Consider the following 22,480-nt stretch of genomic DNA (forward strand, 5'->3'; position numbering starts at 1 on the left):
TAATGCCCCCTAAGGTCAAAATACACATACCAATCTGATGTTATTCTGGGTGGTTACAATTTATGATAAAAAAATATGCCGGCAAACAAGGTTTACCGGCTTTGTTCAAAAATTATTTCACCGGTTTCTTAAGGAAACCGATTAAAAGCGCTGATACGACCGAGCCAATTAAAATGGCCATGGCATATAGTAATGCCCCATTTTCTACTAATGGGATTACGAATATCCCGCCATGCGGAGCACGGAGCCCGATTCCAAATGCCATTGATAACGCTCCTGCAATGGCCGAACCTGCCATAACGGAAGGAATAACGCGTAGCGGATCTGCTGCAGCAAATGGAATTGCTCCCTCTGTTATGAAGGATAAGCCCATAACATAACAAGCCTTACCAGCATCTCTATCCTGGTCGTTAAATTTATTCTTAAAAATAGTTGTTGAGATAGCGATTGCGAGCGGCGGCACCATTCCTGCTGCCATAATTGCCGCCATTGGCTCATATACCCCACTTGCCAATAATCCTGTTCCAAAAACATACGCTGCTTTATTTACCGGACCACCCATGTCAAAAGACATCATCAAACCAAGAACAATACCTAACAATACAGCATTACCTGTTCCAAGACCTGTTAACCAATCGGCAATTTCCTTGTTAATCCATGCCACTGGATTATTAACGACATAATGCATCAAAAACCCAGTAATCGCAATGCCTAACAAAGGATAAATCAAAATGCTTTTAATTCCCTCAAGTGAACGTGGAAGGCCTGCAAATACTCTCTTTAAAAGAAGAACAATGTACCCAGCAAGGAAACCGGCAACCAAACCGCCAAGGAAGCCTGCTCCACCATGAGCTGCCATCATACCGCCTACCATACCTGGAGCGAAACCTGGTCGATCGGCAATGCTTAGGGCGATAAAACCGGCAAGAACAGGTACAATAAGTGCAAATGCATTATCACCGCCAATTGCCTTGATTACTGCCGCAATTGGATTGTAAGATGGGTCATCCGGATTAGCGGAATTATAACCAAACATAAAGCTGATGGCAATTAAAATACCACCGCCGACAACAAACGGAAGCATATTGGAGACACCGTTCATTAAATGCTTGTAAAAGCCTGATCGTGGAGCTTTTTGTTCAGATGATTTTTCACTTTGGCCGCCATTTCCATTATAAATGGGAGCATCCTGTTTTACTGCACGGTTAATTAATTGTTCCGGACGGCGAATTCCATCCGCAACGGCAGCTTGAATCACGTGTTTGCCTTTGAATCTTTCCATTTCCACATTGATATCAGCAGCAATAATGATCGCTGCAGCATTTTCAATTTCATCCTTCGTTAGAACATTCTTTGCGCCGCCTGAACCATTTGTTTCAACCTTAATGTCTACTCCCAATTCCGCAGCCTTTGCTTTTAAGGAATCTGCTGCCATATAGGTGTGCGCAATACCAGTTGGACAGCCTGTTACAGCAACGATTAGTTCCTTCTTATTGGAAATAACCGTTTCTTGTTTATCTTCTTTATCAAATCGGTTAATCGTATCGATAACTTCATCCGCTGAGGTTGCTTTTAAAAGCTCGTACCGTACTTCAGCTTTCATTAACATACCAGAAAGACGGGCCAATGCTTCCAAGTGTGTATTATTTGCACCTTCAGGGGCGGCAATCATGAAAAAGAGATGTGCTGGTTTCCCATCTAAGGATTCATAATTTACACCAGAAGCAGATTTACCAAATACAATAGCAGCTTCATTAACCGCTTTTGTTTTCGCATGAGGAATGGCAATTCCATCACCAATTCCTGTAGTGCTTTGGCCCTCACGCTTTAAAATTGCTGCTTTAAATTCTGCTTGATCATTGATTTTTCCAGCATTAAATAAGACCGAAACTAGTTGATCAATTGTCTTTTCTTTTTGATTGCCTTCAATATTTAATAGAATGGTATTCTGAGATAACAATTCAGTAATTTTCATTGCTTTTCTCTCCCTTAGAGAATTTCTTTTATTTGCACCTGTGAGAGGAGCTCTTCTACTTTTTCTTTAGTACATAATCCGAGTGAAAATGCCGTTGCACTGCCTGAGGCTACACTGTATCGAAATGCTTCTTTGAGGTCAGCCGTTCTCTCGTATGCTGCCAAGAATCCTGCCACCATTGAGTCACCTGCTCCAACTGAATTTTTAACCTCGCCTTTTGGCACTTCAGCCAAATAGGCAATATTCTCACTTATCAATACAGCACCCTTTTCTGCAAGTGATACAATTACATTTTTGGCACCCTTTTCTGCAAGTTTTTTTCCATATGGGATAACTTCCTCCGCTGAATTAAAAGCAGTGTCAAAAAGCTCGCCAAGTTCATGATGATTAGGTTTGATTAAAAATGGTTTATAAGGAAGAACTTTTTTTAGCAGGTCTCCTTCTGCATCGACAACAAATTGTGCTCCTGTTTCCCCACAAATCTTCACTAGCTCTTCATATGTGGTTTCAGGTAAAGAGGAAGGAATACTTCCTGCCAAAACTAATAAGTCCGATGAGCCTAACTGGCGAATTTTATCCTTTAGCTGGTGAAAATCCAGTTCTGTGATGTTAGGTCCCTTGGCATTGATCTCAGATTCTTGTCCTGTTTTCAGCTTAATATTGATCCGGGAATCTTCAGCCACCTTCACAAAGTCTGTTTCGATATTTTCTTTATTTAGATATTGCTCGATATATGCACCGGTAAAGCCGCCTAAAAAGCCAAACGCCTTACTTTTTGCTCCATATTGTTTTAATACCCTGGAAACATTAATCCCTTTACCCCCTGGAAACTTTGCTTCACTTACCGTTCTATTTAATTCCCCAAGACTAAAGCTGTCCAATTGAACAATGTAATCAACAGATGGGTTTAACGTTAATGTGTAAATCATGCAGTCACTACCTTTATGGATGTCTTATTTACATACTGATTTATTGTTTCTTCCTCTAATTCATTAGTGATAATAGATGCTTCATGGATGTCAGCAATTTTCGCGAAAGATATTTCAGCAAACTTCGTATTATCTGCTAAAACATATGCTTCTCTAGAAAGTGAAATAGCCTTCTGCTTTACCATTGCTTCCTCTTGATCCGGAGTTGTAAAACCGAATTGCGGGTGAATGCCATTTACTCCCATAAAGCATTTGTCAAAACGATACAGGTCGAGACTGGCTAACGCTCCTCTTCCAATAAAAGCACTAGTATTCGGTTTAATTAGTCCACCGATTAGATAAGTTGAAATACCTTTATTTAATAACGGTTTTAAATGCATTAATCCATTGGTCACTACCACAATATTTTTAAACGGCAAGAATTCAATCATTTCAATCACCGTTGAACCTGCATCAAGGTAAATCGAATCTCCCTCCTCCACCAAACTTGCTGCATACTTGGCAATTAGTCGTTTTTCGTGAAGGTTTTTGGAGGATTTCTCACTCATGCTTGGTTCTTGGAGTTTACCCTGTAATCTTGAAGCCCCTCCATGAATTCTCTTTAAAAATTTTTGTTCTTCCAATTGTGATAAATCCCTGCGGATTGTTGATTCTGATGTATTCGTTATGTCCATAATTTCCTGGATTTTCACGACACTTTTCTCCTTTAATAATTGGAGAATTATGCGGTGTCTTTCTGGTGTTAACACATTATCACCACCTGAAATTTCTTTTCCTGCTTTAATATTACTGAAACCGATTGCAAAAATCAATCATTTTCTTTCAAAAACAATCAACTTATGATTGTTTTTGAAAGTTTTTCGGCAATTTATCACAATGACCAACAAAAAAAAACACCAGTCCTGTTGGTGCTACTAAATATTATTTCACCAAAATAAGATTTAACTAGGATAACTTCTCGGCTTTTCAATAAAAATGTGTATAATAAAAAAGACTAATAAAAAACAAAGGATGATACCCTTGAACATTACTGGCCATACAGTAGAAAAACTCGAAGATCCATTCGGCTTATTATCTGGGGATCGCTACGAATTTTTCCTAGATTTAGATATTGATGAAGAGGATGAACTCTTTTCGGATAAAGGTGTAGGTTTAAAGGTCATTTTCGTCGTGGATCAAAATGAAGCAAAGCTTTCTACCTATCATTTTTACGAAAAAGGAAGTGAAAAGGTGCTGGACTTTGCCCTTGAGGAAGATGAGGAAGAGTTAGTTCTTACATATTGTAAAGAAAACGCTATAGAATAATAAAAAGCAGGGTATCAATTTACCCTGCTTTAAATCTGTTTACATAAAATTTTTACTATGATTATGAATGACCTGAAGCTCTTTTGTCGTTTGCCTCATTTCACTTTTGCATATTGGACAACGGGGCTCTTCACTGCTTTTAAAATTGTCGCGAATCCAGCATTTACAATCCTCTGAACTACAAACCCAAATTTTCGTTTCCTCTAATTTGATTTCTTCGTCATTTCTTCTACCAAATGCCACAACTTTCACCCCTTGTTTTTAGTACATGAAAAAATGAATATAGATAAAAAGGTGATGCCCTTACAGTGCATCACCCTTTTAATTAACAAAATTAAGCTTTTTGAACGTTAGCAGCTTGTGGTCCACGAGCGCCTTCAACGATTTCGAAAGAAACTGCTTGGCCTTCTTCTAATGTTTTGAAGCCTTCTGATTGAATAGCTGAGAAGTGAACGAATACGTCTTGACCGCCTTCAGCTTCAATGAAACCGAAACCTTTTTCTGCATTAAACCATTTTACTTTACCGTTTTTCATGGATATTACCCCCAACAATTTGTTCACTTTAAGTTAATTTTACATTTAAATAAAAAAGCCGCACTTGCACTTTTGGGGCAATAGACATCACCCACATCATTCGTGCAGTTACGACTACTTAATCCAATAAATATTTAACGAACATTAAAGCGTAATTTAATATTATACCCAATACTGTCTTTTGTCAATCAAAATTACCTTTTATTAAAATCACCTTTTAAAAAAATCTCCATAAAGTTGACTGTGAATTTTTGAAAATCAGCATCCATTCCAATGTTATCTAGTGATTCTGGCGGTTCTTTTTCGGGTCGCGGACGAAAATCTGCGATACTTTTACCCTTTGCCGTTCCGAACTCCTCCACTCTTACTCTTCTGGGAATATATTTGACCAGATCGGGCTCCGTTAAAGCCATTAAGGGGACAACATCATGAAGCGGAGCCCCTTTAATACCAGGGATATTTTTTTGATAGGCTGTATAATAATAATCAAATGCTGGAACTATTAACGGTCTAAATGGGGTGGGGCTATTTTCACCTATAAACTGAATAACTTCAGGAGTTAAAAGGGCTTTATTGGTAATATTTAATGGATGTAAGTATATATTATGCGCTTTTTCCATGACGGTATTAGCAGCAATGGGATCGACAAAAAAATTGGCTTCCGATTCCGCTGAAATATTTCCAGGGACTAAAAAAGCTCCTCCCATAATATAAAAGGCTGATACATCCTTTAATGCCTGGTTCCCATATAAAATAAACATTAATGCCAATTCTGTTAATCTTCCAACTGATACAATAATAATATTGTTTTTATATTGAGCGACAATTTCAAGGATTTTATTAATATCATATACCTTAACATTTTGGATAGTATCAGGAGGTTTAATAGGGCCCAATCCTTCCTGGCCATGAATCTCTGGATAATATCGCACTAATTCTCCGGATAATGGACCAGCAGTACCTGCAATAATAGGAATGTCCTCTCTGCCGGCAAGATTTAATAAATAAGCTGTATTTTTTATTGATTGCTCTTTTGGTGTATTTCCATAACCACTTACAATTCCTACTAGGTTTATTTTCGGATTTAGTAAGGCGTACATTATCGCAAAGGAATCATCGATTCCTGGATCGGCAATCATGAGTACATTATAGGCCATTACCACTCCCCCGTTTTCAATGATATACGAATACTAATAAAAAAGTATGCTGTCTATTTGTTTGCAAGAACGGAATGAAAAAAGCCGATTCGAAAAATTCGAATCGGACACACATAATCTTATGCTTGTTTCTTTATTTTTACTGTCGTCTTCTTCTTTGGGGCAGATGTTTTATTTGGCTTCGTTCGATCAATAGATGCCTGCAAAGCTGCCATTAAATCCGTTACATTGGAAGGAGCTTCCTTTGCTGCGGCAGTTACGGTCTCTTTTCCGTTCCGTTTTGATTCAATTAATTCCAACAATGCTGTTCGGTATTCATCGGTGTATTTTTCCGGTTGAAATTTGGAGGTCAATTGATCAATTAATAATATCGCCGTATCCAGTTCTTTTTTTGTTACCTTATCTTCTGAAGGTACATTTGGTACATCCCCTGCTTTACGAACTTCATCTGGATAATGGATGGTTTCCATCACTAATGTGTTTTCATATACACGAATCACGGCCATCTGCTCTTTTGAACGAATAATGATTTTGGCAAGACCCACTTTCTGTGATTCCTGAAGTGCTTTTCGCAGTAAAGAATAGGCTTTACCTCCCCCTTCATTTGGGGACATATAATAGCTTCTGTCAAAATAAATAGGGTCAATCTCTTCCATATTGACAAAATCAATTATTTCTACTGCTTTATCTTCGTTTTCTTTTCGAAGCTTCTCGAGGTCATCATGGTCGAGTACGACAAACTTTCCTTTTGTATATTCATATGCCTTCACAATATCCTCTGGTTTTACTTCCTCCTCACACACTGAACAAATCTTTTCATACTTAATCGGGGCATGACATTTATTATGAAGGGTCCGAAGCTTAATATCTTTATCCTCTGTAGCCGTATGAAGCTTGATGGGAATATTGACAAGCCCAAAGCTGATACTTCCCTTCCACATCGTATGCATAATTTATTCTCCATTCTTTTTATTTTTATTGTTCGATTCCACAGGCTAAACATTCCTTAAAACAATTGGAAATGGATGAAGTCAAAAAGTATATAGCAAACTAAAAAGAAAACGAAGGGAAACGTTCAGATGAAACCTATGCTGCCTAGTTTGACCTTTGAGCTCCCGAATCAATCAGATTGGCTTTATGAGGTTAAATATGATGGGTTCCGTGCTATTTTGGATTGGACCTCAAGCGGGATTCAATTAACAAGCCGAAACGGAAAATCTTTATTGTCCCAATTCCCAGAAATCCAGAATTTTTTACTTCAGTATGAAAAACAATTCCTGCCATTTTTACCGCTTCAGCTTGATGGTGAGCTGGTTTGGCTTGAAAATCCCTACAAAGCTAATTTTGCTGCAATTCAAGTTCGCGGCCGTTTAAAATCAGCCAAAAAAATTACGGAACAGGCTGAATCCACTCCTTGCCGCCTAATGGTTTTTGATTTGCTTTCTTTAAAAGGCAAATCGCTTTATACAACTGCCTTCCATAAACGAAAAGAGGAGCTTACGAAATTATTTCAAACAACGGGTCTGGCCCATGATCCTGGCCTGCGAAATGACTCGCTCCTTCAGCCCGTATTTGCCCATCAGAATTTTGATGAATTATGGGAAAAAGTTATTTTATATGATGGGGAAGGTATTGTCGCCAAACAAAAAAACAGCCTTTGGGAGGAAGGAAAACGTTCCTTACAATGGTTAAAATTTAAGAATTGGAAATATGTAACCTGTTTTGTCACCTCTTATGAGAAAACAAATGGGTACTTTTATGTTGGCGTTTATAAGGATAAAAAAATTGTAGGAATCGGCCAGGTACTGTTTGGGTTTAAACCGGAAGAGAAGCAGGCACTTCAGCAGACAATGAGACAAAATATGATTCGTGAGGATGGGCAATTTATTTATGTAGAACCTGCCATTTGTCTCGAGGTGAAATACTTAGAGTTATATGAAAACCAATTGCGCGAGCCTCATTTTGATCGTTTTCGCTTTGATGTCGAACCAGAGCAGTGTTCCTTCGAAAAGTTCATGTTTGGCCAAAAAAATCTGCCAAATAACATGGAAATTACTCATCCTGATAAGCCCTTATGGGATAAACTCGAAATTCGGAAAGCAGATTATATTCTTTATTTGCGTGAGGTTTCACCTTATATGCTCCCATTTTTACATAACCGTTTGTTAACGGTAATCCGTTATCCACATGGCATGTTTGGCGAAGCCTTTTATCAAAAGAACTGCCCTGAGTACGCTCCTGAGTTTGTTCAAACCCATTTAACAGATGGAATCGACTATATTCTTTGCAATAATCTTAAAACCTTGATATGGCTTGGAAATCAAATAGCGATTGAATTTCATGTTCCCTTTCAAACGATAAACAGCAAGGGCCCAAGTGAAATTGTATTCGATTTGGATCCTCCTTCTCAAGATGAATTTCATTTGGCAATTAGAGCTGCTTTATTTATCAAAGAAGTACTTGATCAGTTAAATTTGATTGGTTTTATCAAAACGTCTGGCAACAAAGGGCTGCAAATTTACCTTCCATTGCCTGAAGGGGAATTTACTTACGAGGATACAAGACTGTTTACCAGCTTTATTGCTGAATATTTAATCTCAAAGGATCCAGATTCGTTCACGATTGAAAGGATGAAAAAAAATCGAGGAAATCGGTTATACGTGGATTATGTACAACATGGGGAGGGCAAAACCATTGTCGCACCTTATTCAATGCGGGGAAATCAACACGCTGGGGTGGCAACACCGCTCTATTGGGAAGAAGTAGATGAAAAACTTGATCCAAAAACCTTTTCTATGCAAAATGCCCTTGCTCGAATTCGCAAACAAATCGACCCCTTCAAGAATTATCAGCAAACGAAGGCTATTCAGCCCTTTGCACGAGTGTTGGAAGTTTTAAAAAAAGGAACTGCCAAAAAAGGATAAGGAGATTCCTTATCCTTTCAATTTTTCGTGTATAAATTGCTGGGCATCTGTTTGAAGCAACTCGTATGCATTTTGCTCCGTTAAGTCGTTTCTTTCTGTCACTGAAAAAGACTCTTTATTCAGATCAATCTTGACTGTACCTGTAAAAAGGTATGTCGCATTTCCAATCAAGTCAATGTTATAAGTTCCGTTGTCATGATGGACAATACATTGAACCCGTCCACCATTATTAAAGACCTTTATCGTCTGTTCCAATTCATTTATCCCTTGTAAACAAGTGACTAAAGTGGAAGCAGACATCGCGGTACCGCAGGCATTTGTAAAACCAACCCCCCGTTCAAAGGTTCTGACATAAATGGAACCCGCCTCGAGTGGTTTAACAAAACTGACATTGACTCCGTCAGGAAACAATTCATTTGGACCATTTACTTTTTCACTAAGCTCTTTTTGAATATCAAGCTGCAGCTGGTCTTTATCAACGATCGTAATTAAATGTGGATTAGGTACTGCAAGAGCCGTAAACTTTAATTCATTTGAAAGTTCCTCAATTTTTTCGTTCCGTAATGTAGCTTGATTTAAATGCAATGGCAGTGCAGACAAATCGAATAGGACTGGGGAAATTTCCACTTGATAGGTGTGAACCTCCGGAACCAGCTCCTTTTGTTTACTTACCTTCAAATCAGCTTTCATAGTTTCAACGACTGCTTCATTTAGCCCCTTTAGTTCACAAATATATCGGGCAACAAGACGAAGACCATTTCCACACATGGAGGCTTCAGACCCATCCGCGTTAAAGACCCGCATTCTCCCATCAGCATGGTCACTTTTCATCACAAAAAGGATCCCATCCGCCCCTAATTCTGATTCCCTTTTACATAATAAACGCGCAAGATTCGCTCTCTCATCTTCCGAAAAACTATAATTATTGGTTATTTCGTCGATTATGAGAAAATCATTCCCAGAACCATGTCCTTTGATCAAATTAATGTCCAAATTCATTACCCCCACAATAGCATTATATTTTATCATATCATCTTTCGACAAAGAATTCATGAATTAAAAATGCCATCCCCAGAAGCTTGTCCCTTTCGGATTTAAGCTCTCTTAAGGTAAGCACAGGGGTATTAGGATTTGGAAACAATGGACTCCATTCAAACGGCATCCAGCCTCTTCTAAGGCGCCCTAATTGTTTATTCTTTTTATTAATAACTTCCTCATCCATAAAAACAGAAGAGCCTTTCACAGCGCCAATCATTCTGCCCGATTTGTCGAGCAATACTTTCTTTACTTTCTTCCATGGATGTTTCTTAATTTCGAGACAGCCAAGGTGGTTTTGGTTTTGATCATGCACATTTATCGTAATCAACATTCTTCTTTTAACCTGATAAAAACCAATTACCTCCTCCTTTGCATTATAGAGAGCATAAGTATTCCGTTTGTATTTTTTAATACTGCCCGCTAAATAACCATTAGGAAAATAGAGCTGTAATTCTGGAGATTGCGTATTCATGAAAAGCACCAATAATTCACTCGCATCAAATAAAGAATAGTTAGTGCTTTTAGAGTGAGACATGTTCCGAGCAATAGCAATCGATTGATGAATTTTAAAAAGATAGAATTGAAAACTAAAAAAACTATAAATAATAAATGGAAGGGTTAATAGCATCATCTGCTGATTTTTAACAAAAGAAATATTTCCGAAAACAATTAAGCAGGCGGGTAACAGAGCTGCAATACTACCATTTAAGTGGATTTTGGCGGCATCACGGTAATATTCGTATATTTTCATTTTGAAAACCCCTTATCGATTCCTACTACTAGTTTATTTATCAACTATTAAAAAAATGATAGGAGATTTCAATTTTAATAGATAAAAAAGAAGAGTCCGATAAAGACCCTTCTTATTGGTGAATATATTTTAGGATAGACTCTATTGAGTTTTTGGCATCATGGTAGCCCTGATTATAGAGCTCCTCCAGTTTACCTGGATTTCTTTCCATTCGGCCAACTTTAAGCGGCTGTGTAGGACGAATAATCAGCACCCTGCCCTTTTTCTCTTCTTCCTCGAGATAGGCAACCGTTTCATTATAAACCTGATATCGTCCCCTAAGTGATTGTTGCAATCCTTTATACTCAGGATACTTCCGATCAACAACAAAGTGAAATTTTGATGGCTTTTTCAAATAACCTGAGTTTCTAGTTAATACAACCACATTTTTCAAAAAACCATCCTGCTGGGCTTTTTTTATGGGAATGGGATCGGTAATCCCGCCATCCAGCAGAATTTTATCCTTAAATTTCACTTCCGGTGCAATAAACGGCAGAGAACTTGAGGCACGTAAAACCTTTAAAAAATCTTTCCCGTACTCTTGTTTGTTAAAATAGACAGGCTGACCAGTTATACAATCTGTTGTTCCGACGACAAATTCGCTTGAACTGTTATAGAAGGCTTCATAATCGTATGGGACATGCTGGTTAGGAATCTCATCGAAAATAAAATCCATCCCAAAAAATTGACGATTCTTAAAATAATTTTTCCATGAAATATATCTGGGATCAGAAGCATATTCAATTGTTACAGTCTTATTTCTACCTTTTTGCTTCGACAAATAGGAAGCTGCATTACATGCACCAGCAGAAACGCCGATGACATAAGGAAAAAACAGTTCCTGCTCTAAAAAGTATTCAAGGACCCCAGCAGTATAAACTCCACGCATCCCGCCGCCCTCTAAAACCAAACCGACTTGATTTATCACACTGCTTCTTCCTTTCATCCATAGCTGTTACAATAATAGACATTATAAGATATCTGCACCTATTCTCAAAACGAAATGACTCTGCTATGAAGCAAGCTCTTTTTTCCGAAAAATCATAACACTTAATGCCAACAGAATGATGATACAAACTCCGGCCAACAATCCTGCTGGTAAAAGATACTCCGAAACTCCTTTATCTAATAAAATTTCATTAGCATAAGACGTTAATTGAGCGGGGCTCCATTCAAGCCAGCGAGATAAAGTGCTCGACACTATACTTACAATAATAACAACAGCTAATGAGATAAAACCAGCCGTTCCCGACGTTCTTAGCATAGAACTAAAAAATACAGTTACAGTTAATATAAACGTAAACCACAAGGCATAAAAGAAATAGGCCTGCAAAAATTCACCAAACGGAACCCAATCAAATAATAAACCTGTATAATACCATGTTGTTGTACAGCCTGTAAAAAAAGATAACCACATTAACAATACTCCCCCAGCCCATTTTGATGTGACAAAAGAAGTAAATGAAACCGGCTTTACCAAAATCATCGCAGCAACACCGCTTTTTCTTTCAGCAGCTATAATCCCCATGGTTGAAAGAACAATTATTAAAACACCGAGACTGGTGTATTCCCCCAATCCTTGCATAATTACCTCACGGGCCGTCGGCGTTGGAATCTTTAAGACAGCACCTTCAGGCAATCCCCCAAGCGAATCAATGATTTGCGGCATGTAATATGTGGTTATTGGCTTCTGAACACCAATTAGGATAAAAGTAATCGGCATCCAAATCCATTTAAAGTTTCTCCACATTTCTAAGAGCTCTTTTTTTAATAACGTCATCCACTGACTCATTTTCTCACCACCTTCATAAAAACATCTTCTAGTGTCATGCTGCTAAGTTCAAATTTTTCAAGCGGCCAGTTTTTCTCTAAAATTTCCTGCAAAAAGATTTGTCTAGCAAGTTCAATATCCTTGACGAATACACTGTTCCGTTTGCCATCAATATTTACTGATTGAGTTAATTCATGATTGGTAAAAAATGTTTCAACTTCCTCAGATTTGTTTTTAAAGATAAAGTCAATTTTTGCTTGCTGGTGGCGGTCACGAAGTTCATTCATTGTCCCGGACTCTACGATTTCCCCATTATGTAAGAACAATATCTCGTCACAAACCTCTTCGGCATCATTTAAAATATGGGTGGAGAATAGAATAGTCGTCTCTTTCTTTAACCCTTCTAACAGATCCAATACTTCCCTTCTGCCTAATGGGTCAAGGGCAGATACAGGTTCATCAAGCATAATCAACTCTGGACTGTGAATAAGTGCTTGGGCAATACCTAATCGTTGTTTCATCCCCCCGGAGTATTTACCTACTCTGCGATTTTTAGCATCCAAAATTCCAACAAGCTGCAATAGTTCTATGGCTCGTTCTTTCGCCTGTTTATGCTTTAATCCAGCAAGCTTGCCAGCATAGATTAGGAATTCAAGCCCAGACATCCATTCATAAAAAACGGGAAATTGCGGGAGATAACCAATGAAACGACGAATATCCTCACCTTTTTTGGCATCGGTAAATGTAATCGTGCCGGAAGTGGGTTCCATTAAACCGGAAAGCATTCTTAGTGTTGTTGTTTTTCCTGCTCCATTCGGTCCCAAAAGAGCAATGCATCTCCCTTTTTCCAAGGAAAAATCAAGTCCCTTAATCACCTCCGTGCCTTGAAAACTCTTTTTTAAACCGGATATTTGAATAACGGACATTAGTTATTTCTCCTTCCAATCACAAAATAAAGGATTGGACCAATAATATTTACAAACAGAATAATAATGGCCCATAGCCATTTAGGACCATTGGTTTTTTCAATCCTTACTAAATCAATAATAGAAACAATTAATAAAATTAGCTGAATAATGACGATTGGCAATAAAATTGGTGCATATTGGACTAAAGCATCCATGTTATTTCCCCCTTTGTTTTCTATAAATACATTTATATGACGTTTGAACTATAAAAACGTTCAAAAAACCCGGCAAATTTTTTTGCCGGGTTCACCATTAAAATTTATTTAAGCACTCGGAAAATAAGCGGGAACTGATATTGATTACCCTCGTATGCTTTCACGGCTGCTATAATCGTGAAAATAAAAGCAGCAATCCCCACTGCCCATAATAAGAAAACGCCAATTAAAACTAAAACTAAAATTGCCGATATGACAGAGTAAACAAAATAAGAAATAGCAAAATTAAAATATTCTTTTCCATGATAATCGATGAATGATGATTCATCTTTCTTAATTAACCAAATAATTAAGGGCCCTAAAATCGGAAAAAATAAACTTAACACATATATCCCCGCAGCCATTAACCTTTCTTCACTCTTTACCATTCTAATTTCCCCCATTGAAAAGTTTATTTCTCTCTACCTTACTATTTACGCAGTACATTTTTAAAGGTTTCATTAACCACAACAAATTCCGCACTTTTTTTGAAAAAGCTGAAAATTCCCTACTTTTCCTTAGGCACACTAGTTGGTAAAATAGATAAAATAATATTATTCAGTTACAGAAAGGTTAAATTATGACGAACATACTTTTAAAAAATGCAACAATTTACCCGATAACATCTAAACCGATTAAATACGGCGATGTTCTCATAGAGGAAGGGAAAATTAAAAAAGTTGGAAAAAATATCGTTACCAATTCAAACGTTAAAATCATGGACTGTAGTGAATTATTTCTTTTTCCAGGCTTTATAGATGTTCATACTCATTTAGGACTTTATGATGAAGGTACGGGATGGGCAGGTAATGATGCTAACGAAACGGCTGAAGCCCTAACTCCCCATATTCGTGCAATGGACGGCGTTTATCCATTAGATCCCGCTTTTTCAGATGCGATTAAAAACGGCATCACCACGGTCCACATTATGCCAGGAAGTGCGAATGTAATCGGTGGAACTACTTCCGTCATTAAAACATCTGGGAAAAATATCAAAAAAATGATTGTCCAAGATATAGCCGGATTAAAAATTGCTTTAGGTGAAAATCCGAAAAGGATACACAGTCACGGCAATAGTGACTCCATTACTCGAATGGGGATCATGGGGATGCTTAGAGAAGCATTTTACCAAGCGATTCATGCTGATAACCCTGATGACCTAAGAATTAGTCCATTAGTTATGGCATTAAAAAGAGAAATTCCAGTTCGAATACACGCTCACCGTGCTGATGATATCATCACTGCTTTACGATTTGCAGAAGAATTTAACTTGGACTTACGAATTGAGCATTGTACCGAAGGACATTTAATAGCGGAAGAACTTGCTGGAATTGGTTTAAAAGTGTCAGTTGGTCCGACCCTAACAAGAAGGTCAAAGGTTGAATTAAAGAACAAAACCTGGAAAACCTATCAAGAATTGACTAATCATGGTGTTGAAGTATCGATTACGACCGACCATCCCTATACCCCAATCCAATACTTAAATATATGTGCTGGCATCGCTAATCGCGAAGGGTTACCCGAGCAAAAGGCACTTGAGGGTATTACGATTAATCCGGCAAGAAATTTAAAAATAGATCAGCAAGTTGGCAGTATTGAAGAGGGGAAAGATGCTGATTTGGTGTTATGGAGCCATCATCCTTTCCATTACTTAGCAAAGCCAAAATGGACGATGATTGCTGGTGAAATGATTTATTCAGACCTGTAGAAGATTGTTGAAAATTGGAATAAAATCTTGTTGAAAATGTGCTAAAAACCTATTTCTTTTTTTGATTATTTTTAGTATCATACATTAAGTAAGTCTGTTTAAGACCTGAAAAATTTGGGGGTTTTTTGGACATTTCGGTTTAACAAAAAAAATGATATAGGGAAGGCAAATGGTGCGCCACCAGTTTTTCTGGTTCTAGTGGGTTCGATTCCCACCCCGAAATTTTTTACGCAACTTTATAAAAAATTTCGAGGGTGGGCCGCTTCTTTTGACATGGGATCGGTATGCCCTAATGGAGGGATAATCATGCTAAAGAAACGTGATCTACATGACAGCCATACATTATTTGAACTAATGACGCATCCAGATGTCTTCCCTTTCGTTCGCCAAAAAGCGGCTTCCTATGATGAATTTTTATTTATCACGAAACAAACCATTGAAGCAGAAGAGCGCGGGGAATTAATTTCCCGGACTATTCTTGATGAGTGGGGTACTCCAATTGGAACCATCAATTTGTTCGATATTGAAGAGAATGCCGGTTTTTTAGGCACGTGGCTTGGGAAACCATATCATGGGCAAGGCTATAATAGCCCAGCAAAAGAGGCCTTTTTTCAAGAACTCTTTTATGAGTTAGGGATTGAAACTGTTTTTATGCGGATTCGAAAAGTTAATATTAGGTCTATTAAGGCTGCAGAAAAACTTCCCTATGTTATAAAAGCGAATGAATCAAGAAAATCACTTTATGATCAATTGAATGCTAATGAGGACGTATATGATTTATATGAAATTCCAAAAGACATGTATACGCTGCATTTTCTCAGAAATGGATCTTCTCAAGACGATTCTTCACATTTATTGGAAGCATAATAGCAATCGGTTTAAAACCGATTGCTTTTTTATTTGTATAAAAACTAGGTCGTTGATTTCCGCTTCAGGCACTTCGCTTTCCGCGGGCAGTCCGGGGAGCTTGCGCCTTACGCTCCAATCAACTTGGTTTTGATATTAATAAAAAAGACCAGTGCGAAAATTACGCCCTAGTCATTCATTTTAAAATAAAATAATATTATTAATCCGTTACATTTTGTTCCAGCGATTCATTTACATCGCTAATTCCCATTTGGAGCAAAAATTCTTCTAATTCCTCATTGGTTAATGTTTCAAAACGGCCATCATGAAAAAATATTTGAGTTTGATTAGGATTAATTCTATTGATATTAAAACTCATTTTCTTTGCTCCTTTCATCGATGATTATTTCCTATTATCCACAAAATAACCGCGTTTAATTCCTGAAGTTAACATGTTTTAACATTAAAAAAAGACCTGAATTTTATAACAGGTCTTAAATCTTATGTATTTTGCCAAGGACATCTGTCCCGCCAGTGACTGGTATGATACTTCCTGTAATAAAATCAGACTTTTCATCTGCAAGAAAGGCAATGACTCTTGCGATATCTTCTCCTGTACCCTGCCTTCTATTGACAGTATTTTGATTGACTGATAACGCTGCTTCTTCTATTTTCTTTTCCTTCCATTCGTTAATAATATCTCCTGGACTAACCATATTGGCCGTTATTCCGTTCTCTGCTTCTTCAATTGCAATCGTTCTCGTAAGTGAGGCTAATCCTGCCTTAGCAGCCGCAAACGCGGAACGATAGACCCAGCCAGGTGCGGTTTCGACACGGTCAAACCCAAGTGTAATTATCCTTCCCCATTTTTGTTGTCTCATTCCAGGAATCAATAGCTTTGACAAGTAAAAAACAGCACTCAAATTTCCTTGCAGCAGGTAGTTCCATTCCTCGAATGCATATTCAGTCATTTTCTTTCTCTCATGTATATACGGCCCAGCATTATGCACAAGTACATCTACAGTTCCATATTCTGAAAGAACTTGATTAACCATTCGGATGCAATCTTCTTTATTTGCAACATCCCCTTGAACAGCAATGTTTTTTGTCCCAAACGTTTCAGATAAACTTTGTGTCAACAAAACAGCTTCTGCTTCACTTGTACGATAATTAATTACAACCTGATATCCTTTTTCTGCGAGCTGATAGGCAGTCATTTTTCCGATGCCTGAGGCTCCGCCTGTAATTAAAGCCGTTTTTATTTTCACGACCATTACCTCACTATTTATAAAATTTCTCTCTTTACTATATGTTAAAAAGATTCATTTATATATGCAAATTTTAAACAAATGTGCCCTTAAACAATAGCACAAGTTTTAATAACGGATGGGCGAGTGTTTGCATAGTATGAGTGTGAGATATCAAAAAAAAGGATGTGACAGGATGCAGACTGTAATTAACATTTTCAGCCTGAAAATTAACAGTGTCTCTAACAACGGGTCTGTCAACATCGGTGAAGCCCTTCATAATGCCCATACAGCCAACACAAAATCACAGGGCCAAAATACAGCTTATGGAGATTTTGCCCCTCCAAATGCCGCAATGGAAAACGTCTTTATTGATCCTGATGTCAATGATATGGGAGATATCGCAAATCCGTCAAACGTCTTTAGTAATCCGAGTTAAAGGACTGAAAATAATGCCTTTTCAGATAAATATTTTTAACATTAAAACCAATTCAATCGCTAATAATGCCAATATATCTTTAGGACCTTCTGTCCAAAATAGTCATACAGCGAACCAAAAATGGATCGGTGCGAATTTGGCACTAGGAGATTTATCTCCTTCAAGCTCTGCTTCCTTTAATGGATTCGTTGATCCTGACGTTAGTGATCAAGACCAAATCGCTAACCCATCATTCCCGATTACTAACCAATTTTAATTAATGAGAGGTTGAAACAGCATGTTCCCGTGGAATATTTTCCCTTTTAATAAGAATATGAAGGATAGCATGAAAAATATGAAGCCTGAAGAAATTGAAAATTTTGTCCAGGATCTAATGCGAAAGATTATGCCCCAAAACATGATGGGAATGATGAATCCTCAGGATCTAATGAACGGATTTCAATCTTCCGTTTCACAACAATCGCAAATGACAGGAGTGTTAAATTCAACTGCCTTTGAAACACATGATTTTGTTTTTGTGAGAATTCCGCTTAAAAGTGATGAATGGCTCAAACAACTTCGCATTTATCATACGTCGAACAAATTAATTGTTGAACATATTCCTGAGCAAGAAGATAAACATACCATTACCTTGCCGGCAATTGTCCGAAAGAAAGGGGCCGCGGCCAATTATAAGGATGGAGTCCTGGAAATTAAAATTCCTAAAAATATTGATATGCAATATTCACAAATCGACGTGACAGAAATCTTGTAGCCGTCGATTTTTTTTGCATGTTTTTGACAAGGAAAAATAAGATGAGAATAGGGATGAATTAAAATGAGGTGGTATGATGGAAGTCGATAAATTAAAAAAATGGTTGGATGTGGCCCAGCAATTTCAATCTGAGAAATTTTGGAATCAAATTTTTAATGAAAATAATAGACCATCTTCAAATAACAATCTACCCTTAAATCCCCTATCTGCCGTAAATGAATTTTTCCCAAAATGTGATTTATACGAAACAGAAAATGAACTTATTGTTGAAGCCGAAATACCAGGCCTAGAGAGGGAATCTCTCCACATCTCCGTGCAGCAACAGGTCTTAACAATTAAGGGAGAATTTAAAGCCTCACAACAAAATCGAAAATATTATCTGAAGGAACGAGGAAACCGTTCTTTCAAAAAGGAATTAATATTACCGTATCCGATATTCGTTCAAAAGATAAAATCTGAACTTCGCAATGGTGTGTTAACCTTAATCATGCCAATGAACCGTGAGGAAGTCGAGGATATCCCTATCACCTTCGATCAATCCAATTCTGAATAGAGGGCTTTTATGCGATTTCTATTTCGCTTTTTTATCTCCAAAAAAGCTTTTTTACAAAAAATAACGGAATTAGAAAAAAAGATATCCATGCTAGAAGCCAATTTACACGAATCCAAAACTACCCCTGATGAAACCATCCAAAAAGAAAACCAGCCGACCATTAAAATTGAACACCTTCAGGTTGATAAAATCATTATTGAACATTTAGATTATGCCAATAACTTTGGTCAATTGGGAATTAAAGATTTATCAGGTAAATTAAATATTGGCACAAGCTATGAAGGTGATCTTACTAAATTAGTTGATGAAAAAATTGCAGAAAAGCTTTCAAAACAGGCTAAGGTAAACCTAAAAGCTAAAAAAGAAGATTAAAGACAGCCATCGCGGCTGTCTTTTAATGTCCCCCATTATGTCCCTCCATGTTCATACCTTCCATGGAATCTTTCGCATTTGGATCCTCTTTTTCACTAGGAGTTCCGACAACAAATTCTTTTTTAGGCATATTGTGCATATCTCTTGCTGTAACATGTGAAATGATATAATAAGTACCTTCCTGATCGAACGATTTCTCCAGACGATAAACGCCGTTCTTCGGGTTTTTAATCGCGATTTTTTGATGCTTTTCATCTTTTGAACGCCAAATCTCAAATATCACTTCATCAGCATCATTAACCGCTTCCTTTCCTTGAGAAACTTTAGCTTCAAAAGTGACAGGCTGATTTAATTTTGCCGGTTCCGGATTGATTGATAAATTCACTTCCAACATTTCGGGCAGTTCAGATGATTGCTCCTCTTCTTTACTACAGGACACAGCAACAATCAGAAATAGAACAGAAATAATACCGATTACAAACTTTTTCATTTTAGGTCACTCCTAACTTAATTCTTCCATCATTTCATTATGAAGCCAGATTAACTGTATTTTAACTTCATCTGCAATTGTAGAATCGACAACTCTCTTAGTAGCTAAGTAGTATTTTTCATACTTGCTTTTCCTTATTCTAGGATGGGAGTTTTCGTCCATTAGCTCCCTTTTAATAGCCTCAAGTAATATTTCTTCACTGTTTTTTTCACCTGGCGCTAATAACCGATTGTTCCAAATTGAGCGATATTGTTCTAATATAGCATCAAAATTTATAGGCAAAGATATCCCTCCTCATTCCTGCCATTGCCATTGTTACATATTTACTATCATTATTGCAAAAAATAGATTTTAACAATATAAAGAAAGGAGAAAACTATGTCTACGCCCTATAAATGCCCAAATTGTAAAACAAATCGAAGCCGCTTTAATATTATTCAACAAGTCTCTCATTCAGTAAAGCTTGACCCTCATTCAGGTGCGGTTGTTCGTGAATATGGTGAAAATGAATTAGAGCCGTTTCACCTCCCATATAATGGACCTGAATATCGGATTCAATGCGGTGCATGCGGCCTGATTGAGGATGAACGTACATTTATAAAGTTTGGTGAGCAGCCAATATAAACGAAAAACACCTTACTTTTAAGGTGTTTTTCGTTTATTTTAAGCTGTTTTCTTTTAAAAAATCCTCAGAATCCACTTTCCAAGCATCTGCAGGGGAAAAGCGAATTAAGTGAATGTTCCCATTAAATGATTGACTTCCTCTATTCTTAATAAACCAATCCACTACAACCGGCACATCCAAACTAATTTCCTCCGTTAAATCCTCTGGGGGAAGCTCCTCCATCCGTGAAATTCTAACATTGTCGACTTTGGCCAAAATAGGCTTCCACTTAATTTTTTGTAAGGAAGCCTCAGCAGTAATCTGTCTATCCTGCTGTTTAAATCCTGCTATGTAGGCATTAATTACATCATATGGATTTGCTTTTCCAAAATAATCATCTAGTTTCCCAGAAGCCTTTAACACCATGAGCATATGCGATAAGTCCATTGAGTTGGTTCGATGGGTTGTACTGCCATAAAAATGAATACAAAAGTGTCCTGGAAAATTATTCTTAAGTGCTCCTCCTCCATGAGGCATTCCATGCATAGATGCCCCGATCCATTGGTCTTTATGCATTACGATAATCGCACGACGTTTCCAGCTCCATTTTCCCCCATAGATTTTTTTCATGATTTTTGTATCTTTAGCGGTTAAGGGCTGTACATCTGCATGATGACTGCCCGCCCGGCGCTGTACTTTAAATTGTTTCCCCGTTTCAATGTCCATGACTGTAAATTTAGTGTATTTAGGCAAAATGTGATTGACTTCTTTCCAATTTAACATTTCTATTTTATAACTAATATCTGTGGCAGCTTGAACACCTTGTCCATGCAGGAGGATGACAATTAATACGAAAAATATCGATACTCTCTTCATGAAATCCCCCCTTAATGTGAATTTTTCTACATTAAAAGAGTTACCTGAAGAGGAAATTATCATTCATGGATTTAATGATTTTTCTTTTCATTTTCAAGGATAAAAAGCTGTGTTTGAATTTGCGGCCAATCGATATTCTCCCCAATGAATACAAGATTTAACGGTAAATTCATATATTCCTTGATATACAAGGGCATGCCATAGGAAAATTGAAAAAGAAATGGATGGTCTGAATAATCAAACTTGATATATCCTTTAATTCGATAAACCGTATCAGGCAAACCTCGCAAAAACTCTTCAAATTCAGTTTGGCTAATTGATGTAGTAAATTGGTAAACAAACGTGGTTAGATGTAAAGGAATCTTAAGCGACTCTTTATTGAACGAAACTGAAAGATTTCTAAGTTGCGCGATGGAAACCTGTGAGTAATTCGTCAAGAGGCATCTTGTCTTTGAATTCACAGCTTGCATTTCAAAAGTAATATTCGCCTGCTGGCCCTCTGTTAGTTCATTCATTTTATTAATGAGAATGAAATCTGCATGCCTTACTTGTTCAAGGATAAGCTGCTGCAGCTGCGGACTTAGTGACTTTCGGTTAAGCCATCTTGTACCGTCTACAGTAGTAATAATCCCTTTTATGTTAAGTTTATCAGCAAACAGTGGAGAAAGAATTGCATCTAAAACCTCTACAGGATGCGCAGCCCCGGTTGTTTCAATATAGATAACCTCTGGTTTCTCATCTAATAACAATCCTTGCAGCTGTGCCTCAAGCTTGTCCTGAATCGAGCAGCAAATGCAGCCACCCAACAATTCCTTCAATGATACATCATAGTCATCAATGGCATCCGAATCAATCGAGACCTTTCCAAGCTCATTCATCATCACTGCTACTTTTCTTCCTGATTTCTGTTCATCTTCAAGCAAGCGTTTTAATAAAGTTGTTTTTCCGCTTCCTAAAAATCCAGATAATATATAAACCTCAGCTTTTTTCATCAAAATTTCCCTT

30 protein-coding genes are annotated in these 22,480 nt (G+C 37.4%); 10 read left to right on the forward strand and 20 right to left on the reverse strand.

What is annotated here, in order from left to right; genetic code table 11:
• Positions 1-112: 112 nt before the first annotated feature.
• From V7161_RS06145 to V7161_RS06155, 3 genes are read right to left on the reverse strand one after another with little or no spacing between them, the layout of a single operon-like run.
• Positions 113-1,975, reverse strand: coding sequence for a PTS fructose transporter subunit IIABC (locus V7161_RS06145; protein WP_335443155.1), 1,863 nt, complete (start codon positions 1,973-1,975; stop codon positions 113-115).
• A gap of 14 nt (positions 1,976-1,989) precedes the next feature.
• Positions 1,990-2,904, reverse strand: a complete 915-nt coding sequence (gene pfkB, locus V7161_RS06150) for a 1-phosphofructokinase (protein WP_335443157.1) — start codon at positions 2,902-2,904, stop codon at positions 1,990-1,992.
• Positions 2,901-3,653: a DeoR/GlpR family DNA-binding transcription regulator gene (locus tag V7161_RS06155; RefSeq protein ID WP_335443159.1), complete on the reverse strand. Its 753-nt coding sequence runs from the start codon at positions 3,651-3,653 to the stop codon at positions 2,901-2,903. Before V7161_RS06155 ends, pfkB begins: the two co-directional genes overlap by 4 nt.
• A 262-nt stretch (positions 3,654-3,915) precedes the next feature.
• On the opposite strand from V7161_RS06155, the gene V7161_RS06160 reads away from it, so the two are divergent.
• Positions 3,916-4,209: a DUF6509 family protein gene (locus V7161_RS06160; RefSeq protein ID WP_223593176.1), complete on the forward strand. Its 294-nt coding sequence runs from the start codon at positions 3,916-3,918 to the stop codon at positions 4,207-4,209.
• Between the two features lie 39 nt (positions 4,210-4,248).
• Here V7161_RS06160 and V7161_RS06165 read toward each other — a convergent pair whose 3' ends face one another.
• The 4 genes from V7161_RS06165 to V7161_RS06180 form a co-directional block, all read right to left on the reverse strand.
• On the reverse strand, positions 4,249-4,452 hold the full coding sequence (locus tag V7161_RS06165) for a cold-shock protein (protein ID WP_223593177.1): 204 nt from the start codon (positions 4,450-4,452) through the stop codon (positions 4,249-4,251).
• A 91-nt stretch (positions 4,453-4,543) separates the two neighbouring features.
• Positions 4,544-4,744, reverse strand: coding sequence for a cold-shock protein (locus tag V7161_RS06170; protein ID WP_335443164.1), 201 nt, complete (start codon positions 4,742-4,744; stop codon positions 4,544-4,546).
• 194 nt (positions 4,745-4,938) lie between these two features.
• Positions 4,939-5,901 carry a nucleoside hydrolase gene (locus V7161_RS06175; RefSeq protein WP_335443167.1) on the reverse strand — a complete coding sequence of 321 codons (963 nt, stop codon included), beginning with the start codon at positions 5,899-5,901 and terminating at the stop codon, positions 4,939-4,941.
• A 119-nt stretch (positions 5,902-6,020) separates the two neighbouring features.
• Entirely contained in the window at positions 6,021-6,851 is an 831-nt protein-coding gene (locus V7161_RS06180; RefSeq protein ID WP_335443169.1) for a Ku protein, read from the reverse strand.
• 129 nt (positions 6,852-6,980) lie between these two features.
• Between V7161_RS06180 and V7161_RS06185 the strand changes: the two genes are divergently transcribed.
• Positions 6,981-8,825 carry a DNA ligase D gene (locus V7161_RS06185; RefSeq protein WP_335443171.1) on the forward strand — a complete coding sequence of 615 codons (1,845 nt, stop codon included), beginning with the start codon at positions 6,981-6,983 and terminating at the stop codon, positions 8,823-8,825.
• A 9-nt stretch (positions 8,826-8,834) separates the two neighbouring features.
• Here V7161_RS06185 and dapF read toward each other — a convergent pair whose 3' ends face one another.
• The 7 genes from dapF to V7161_RS06220 form a co-directional block, all read right to left on the reverse strand.
• Positions 8,835-9,818, reverse strand: a complete 984-nt coding sequence (gene dapF, locus V7161_RS06190) for a diaminopimelate epimerase (RefSeq protein ID WP_335443173.1) — start codon at positions 9,816-9,818, stop codon at positions 8,835-8,837.
• A 37-nt stretch (positions 9,819-9,855) separates the two neighbouring features.
• Positions 9,856-10,614: a hypothetical protein gene (locus V7161_RS06195; protein ID WP_335443176.1), complete on the reverse strand. Its 759-nt coding sequence runs from the start codon at positions 10,612-10,614 to the stop codon at positions 9,856-9,858.
• A gap of 112 nt (positions 10,615-10,726) precedes the next feature.
• Positions 10,727-11,581, reverse strand: coding sequence for a patatin-like phospholipase family protein (locus tag V7161_RS06200; protein ID WP_335443179.1), 855 nt, complete (start codon positions 11,579-11,581; stop codon positions 10,727-10,729).
• 84 nt (positions 11,582-11,665) lie between these two features.
• The gene (locus V7161_RS06205; RefSeq protein ID WP_335443182.1) at positions 11,666-12,445 is read right to left on the reverse strand and encodes an ABC transporter permease; all 780 of its coding nucleotides are present in this window, start codon (positions 12,443-12,445) and stop codon (positions 11,666-11,668) included.
• The gene (locus tag V7161_RS06210) at positions 12,442-13,350 is read right to left on the reverse strand and encodes an ABC transporter ATP-binding protein (RefSeq protein WP_335443184.1); all 909 of its coding nucleotides are present in this window, start codon (positions 13,348-13,350) and stop codon (positions 12,442-12,444) included. The genes V7161_RS06205 and V7161_RS06210 overlap by 4 nt, the downstream gene beginning before the upstream one ends.
• Positions 13,350-13,547: a PLD nuclease N-terminal domain-containing protein gene (locus tag V7161_RS06215; RefSeq protein ID WP_335443186.1), complete on the reverse strand. Its 198-nt coding sequence runs from the start codon at positions 13,545-13,547 to the stop codon at positions 13,350-13,352. The genes V7161_RS06210 and V7161_RS06215 overlap by 1 nt, the downstream gene beginning before the upstream one ends.
• A gap of 104 nt (positions 13,548-13,651) precedes the next feature.
• The gene (locus tag V7161_RS06220) at positions 13,652-13,975 is read right to left on the reverse strand and encodes a DUF4870 domain-containing protein (protein WP_335443188.1); all 324 of its coding nucleotides are present in this window, start codon (positions 13,973-13,975) and stop codon (positions 13,652-13,654) included.
• Between the two features lie 191 nt (positions 13,976-14,166).
• On the opposite strand from V7161_RS06220, the gene V7161_RS06225 reads away from it, so the two are divergent.
• Both V7161_RS06225 and V7161_RS06230 read left to right on the forward strand, forming a co-directional pair.
• Positions 14,167-15,294, forward strand: a complete 1,128-nt coding sequence (locus V7161_RS06225) for an amidohydrolase (protein WP_335443189.1) — start codon at positions 14,167-14,169, stop codon at positions 15,292-15,294.
• 306 nt (positions 15,295-15,600) lie between these two features.
• Positions 15,601-16,161, forward strand: a complete 561-nt coding sequence (locus tag V7161_RS06230; protein WP_335443191.1) for a GNAT family N-acetyltransferase — start codon at positions 15,601-15,603, stop codon at positions 16,159-16,161.
• 199 nt (positions 16,162-16,360) lie between these two features.
• Here the strand turns inward: V7161_RS06230 and V7161_RS06235 are convergent, their stop codons facing one another.
• Together V7161_RS06235 and V7161_RS06240 are read right to left on the reverse strand one after the other, a co-directional pair.
• Positions 16,361-16,519 (reverse strand): hypothetical protein, encoded by a 159-nt coding sequence (locus V7161_RS06235; RefSeq protein ID WP_223593195.1) that lies wholly within the window; start codon positions 16,517-16,519, stop codon positions 16,361-16,363.
• Positions 16,520-16,634: 115 nt separating this feature from the next.
• Positions 16,635-17,408 carry an SDR family oxidoreductase gene (locus V7161_RS06240; RefSeq protein WP_335443194.1) on the reverse strand — a complete coding sequence of 258 codons (774 nt, stop codon included), beginning with the start codon at positions 17,406-17,408 and terminating at the stop codon, positions 16,635-16,637.
• Positions 17,409-17,583: 175 nt separating this feature from the next.
• On the opposite strand from V7161_RS06240, the gene V7161_RS06245 reads away from it, so the two are divergent.
• The 5 genes from V7161_RS06245 (at position 17,584) to V7161_RS06265 (ending at position 19,505) form a co-directional block, all read left to right on the forward strand.
• Positions 17,584-17,826 (forward strand): spore germination protein, encoded by a 243-nt coding sequence (locus tag V7161_RS06245; protein ID WP_223593198.1) that lies wholly within the window; start codon positions 17,584-17,586, stop codon positions 17,824-17,826.
• A gap of 13 nt (positions 17,827-17,839) precedes the next feature.
• Positions 17,840-18,082 (forward strand): spore germination protein, encoded by a 243-nt coding sequence (locus tag V7161_RS06250; RefSeq protein WP_335443196.1) that lies wholly within the window; start codon positions 17,840-17,842, stop codon positions 18,080-18,082.
• Between the two features lie 69 nt (positions 18,083-18,151).
• Positions 18,152-18,580 carry an Hsp20/alpha crystallin family protein gene (locus V7161_RS06255; RefSeq protein ID WP_335443198.1) on the forward strand — a complete coding sequence of 143 codons (429 nt, stop codon included), beginning with the start codon at positions 18,152-18,154 and terminating at the stop codon, positions 18,578-18,580.
• 76 nt (positions 18,581-18,656) lie between these two features.
• Positions 18,657-19,133, forward strand: coding sequence for an Hsp20/alpha crystallin family protein (locus V7161_RS06260; protein WP_335443201.1), 477 nt, complete (start codon positions 18,657-18,659; stop codon positions 19,131-19,133).
• A gap of 9 nt (positions 19,134-19,142) precedes the next feature.
• Positions 19,143-19,505 (forward strand): hypothetical protein, encoded by a 363-nt coding sequence (locus tag V7161_RS06265; RefSeq protein ID WP_289989034.1) that lies wholly within the window; start codon positions 19,143-19,145, stop codon positions 19,503-19,505.
• A gap of 22 nt (positions 19,506-19,527) precedes the next feature.
• Here V7161_RS06265 and V7161_RS06270 read toward each other — a convergent pair whose 3' ends face one another.
• Together V7161_RS06270 and V7161_RS06275 are read right to left on the reverse strand one after the other, a co-directional pair.
• Complete coding sequence (locus tag V7161_RS06270) at positions 19,528-19,995, reverse strand: FixH family protein (RefSeq protein ID WP_335443204.1); 468 nt, start codon at positions 19,993-19,995, stop codon at positions 19,528-19,530.
• Between the two features lie 12 nt (positions 19,996-20,007).
• On the reverse strand, positions 20,008-20,277 hold the full coding sequence (locus V7161_RS06275; RefSeq protein ID WP_335443206.1) for a hypothetical protein: 270 nt from the start codon (positions 20,275-20,277) through the stop codon (positions 20,008-20,010).
• A 96-nt stretch (positions 20,278-20,373) separates the two neighbouring features.
• Here V7161_RS06275 and V7161_RS06280 point away from each other — a divergent pair, with 96 nt between their 5' ends.
• Positions 20,374-20,619: a DNA alkylation repair protein gene (locus V7161_RS06280; protein WP_335443208.1), complete on the forward strand. Its 246-nt coding sequence runs from the start codon at positions 20,374-20,376 to the stop codon at positions 20,617-20,619.
• A 34-nt stretch (positions 20,620-20,653) separates the two neighbouring features.
• On the opposite strand, the gene V7161_RS06285 is transcribed toward V7161_RS06280, so the two are convergent.
• Together V7161_RS06285 and V7161_RS06290 are read right to left on the reverse strand one after the other, a co-directional pair.
• Positions 20,654-21,475, reverse strand: coding sequence for a hypothetical protein (locus tag V7161_RS06285; RefSeq protein WP_335443210.1), 822 nt, complete (start codon positions 21,473-21,475; stop codon positions 20,654-20,656).
• 71 nt (positions 21,476-21,546) lie between these two features.
• Positions 21,547-22,467 carry a CobW family GTP-binding protein gene (locus V7161_RS06290; RefSeq protein WP_335443212.1) on the reverse strand — a complete coding sequence of 307 codons (921 nt, stop codon included), beginning with the start codon at positions 22,465-22,467 and terminating at the stop codon, positions 21,547-21,549.
• Positions 22,468-22,480: the final 13 nt, after the last annotated feature.

The sequence above is a fragment of the Neobacillus drentensis genome, from assembly GCF_036965425.1.
Lineage (GTDB): Bacteria > Bacillota > Bacilli > Bacillales > Cytobacillaceae > Neobacillus > Neobacillus drentensis_F.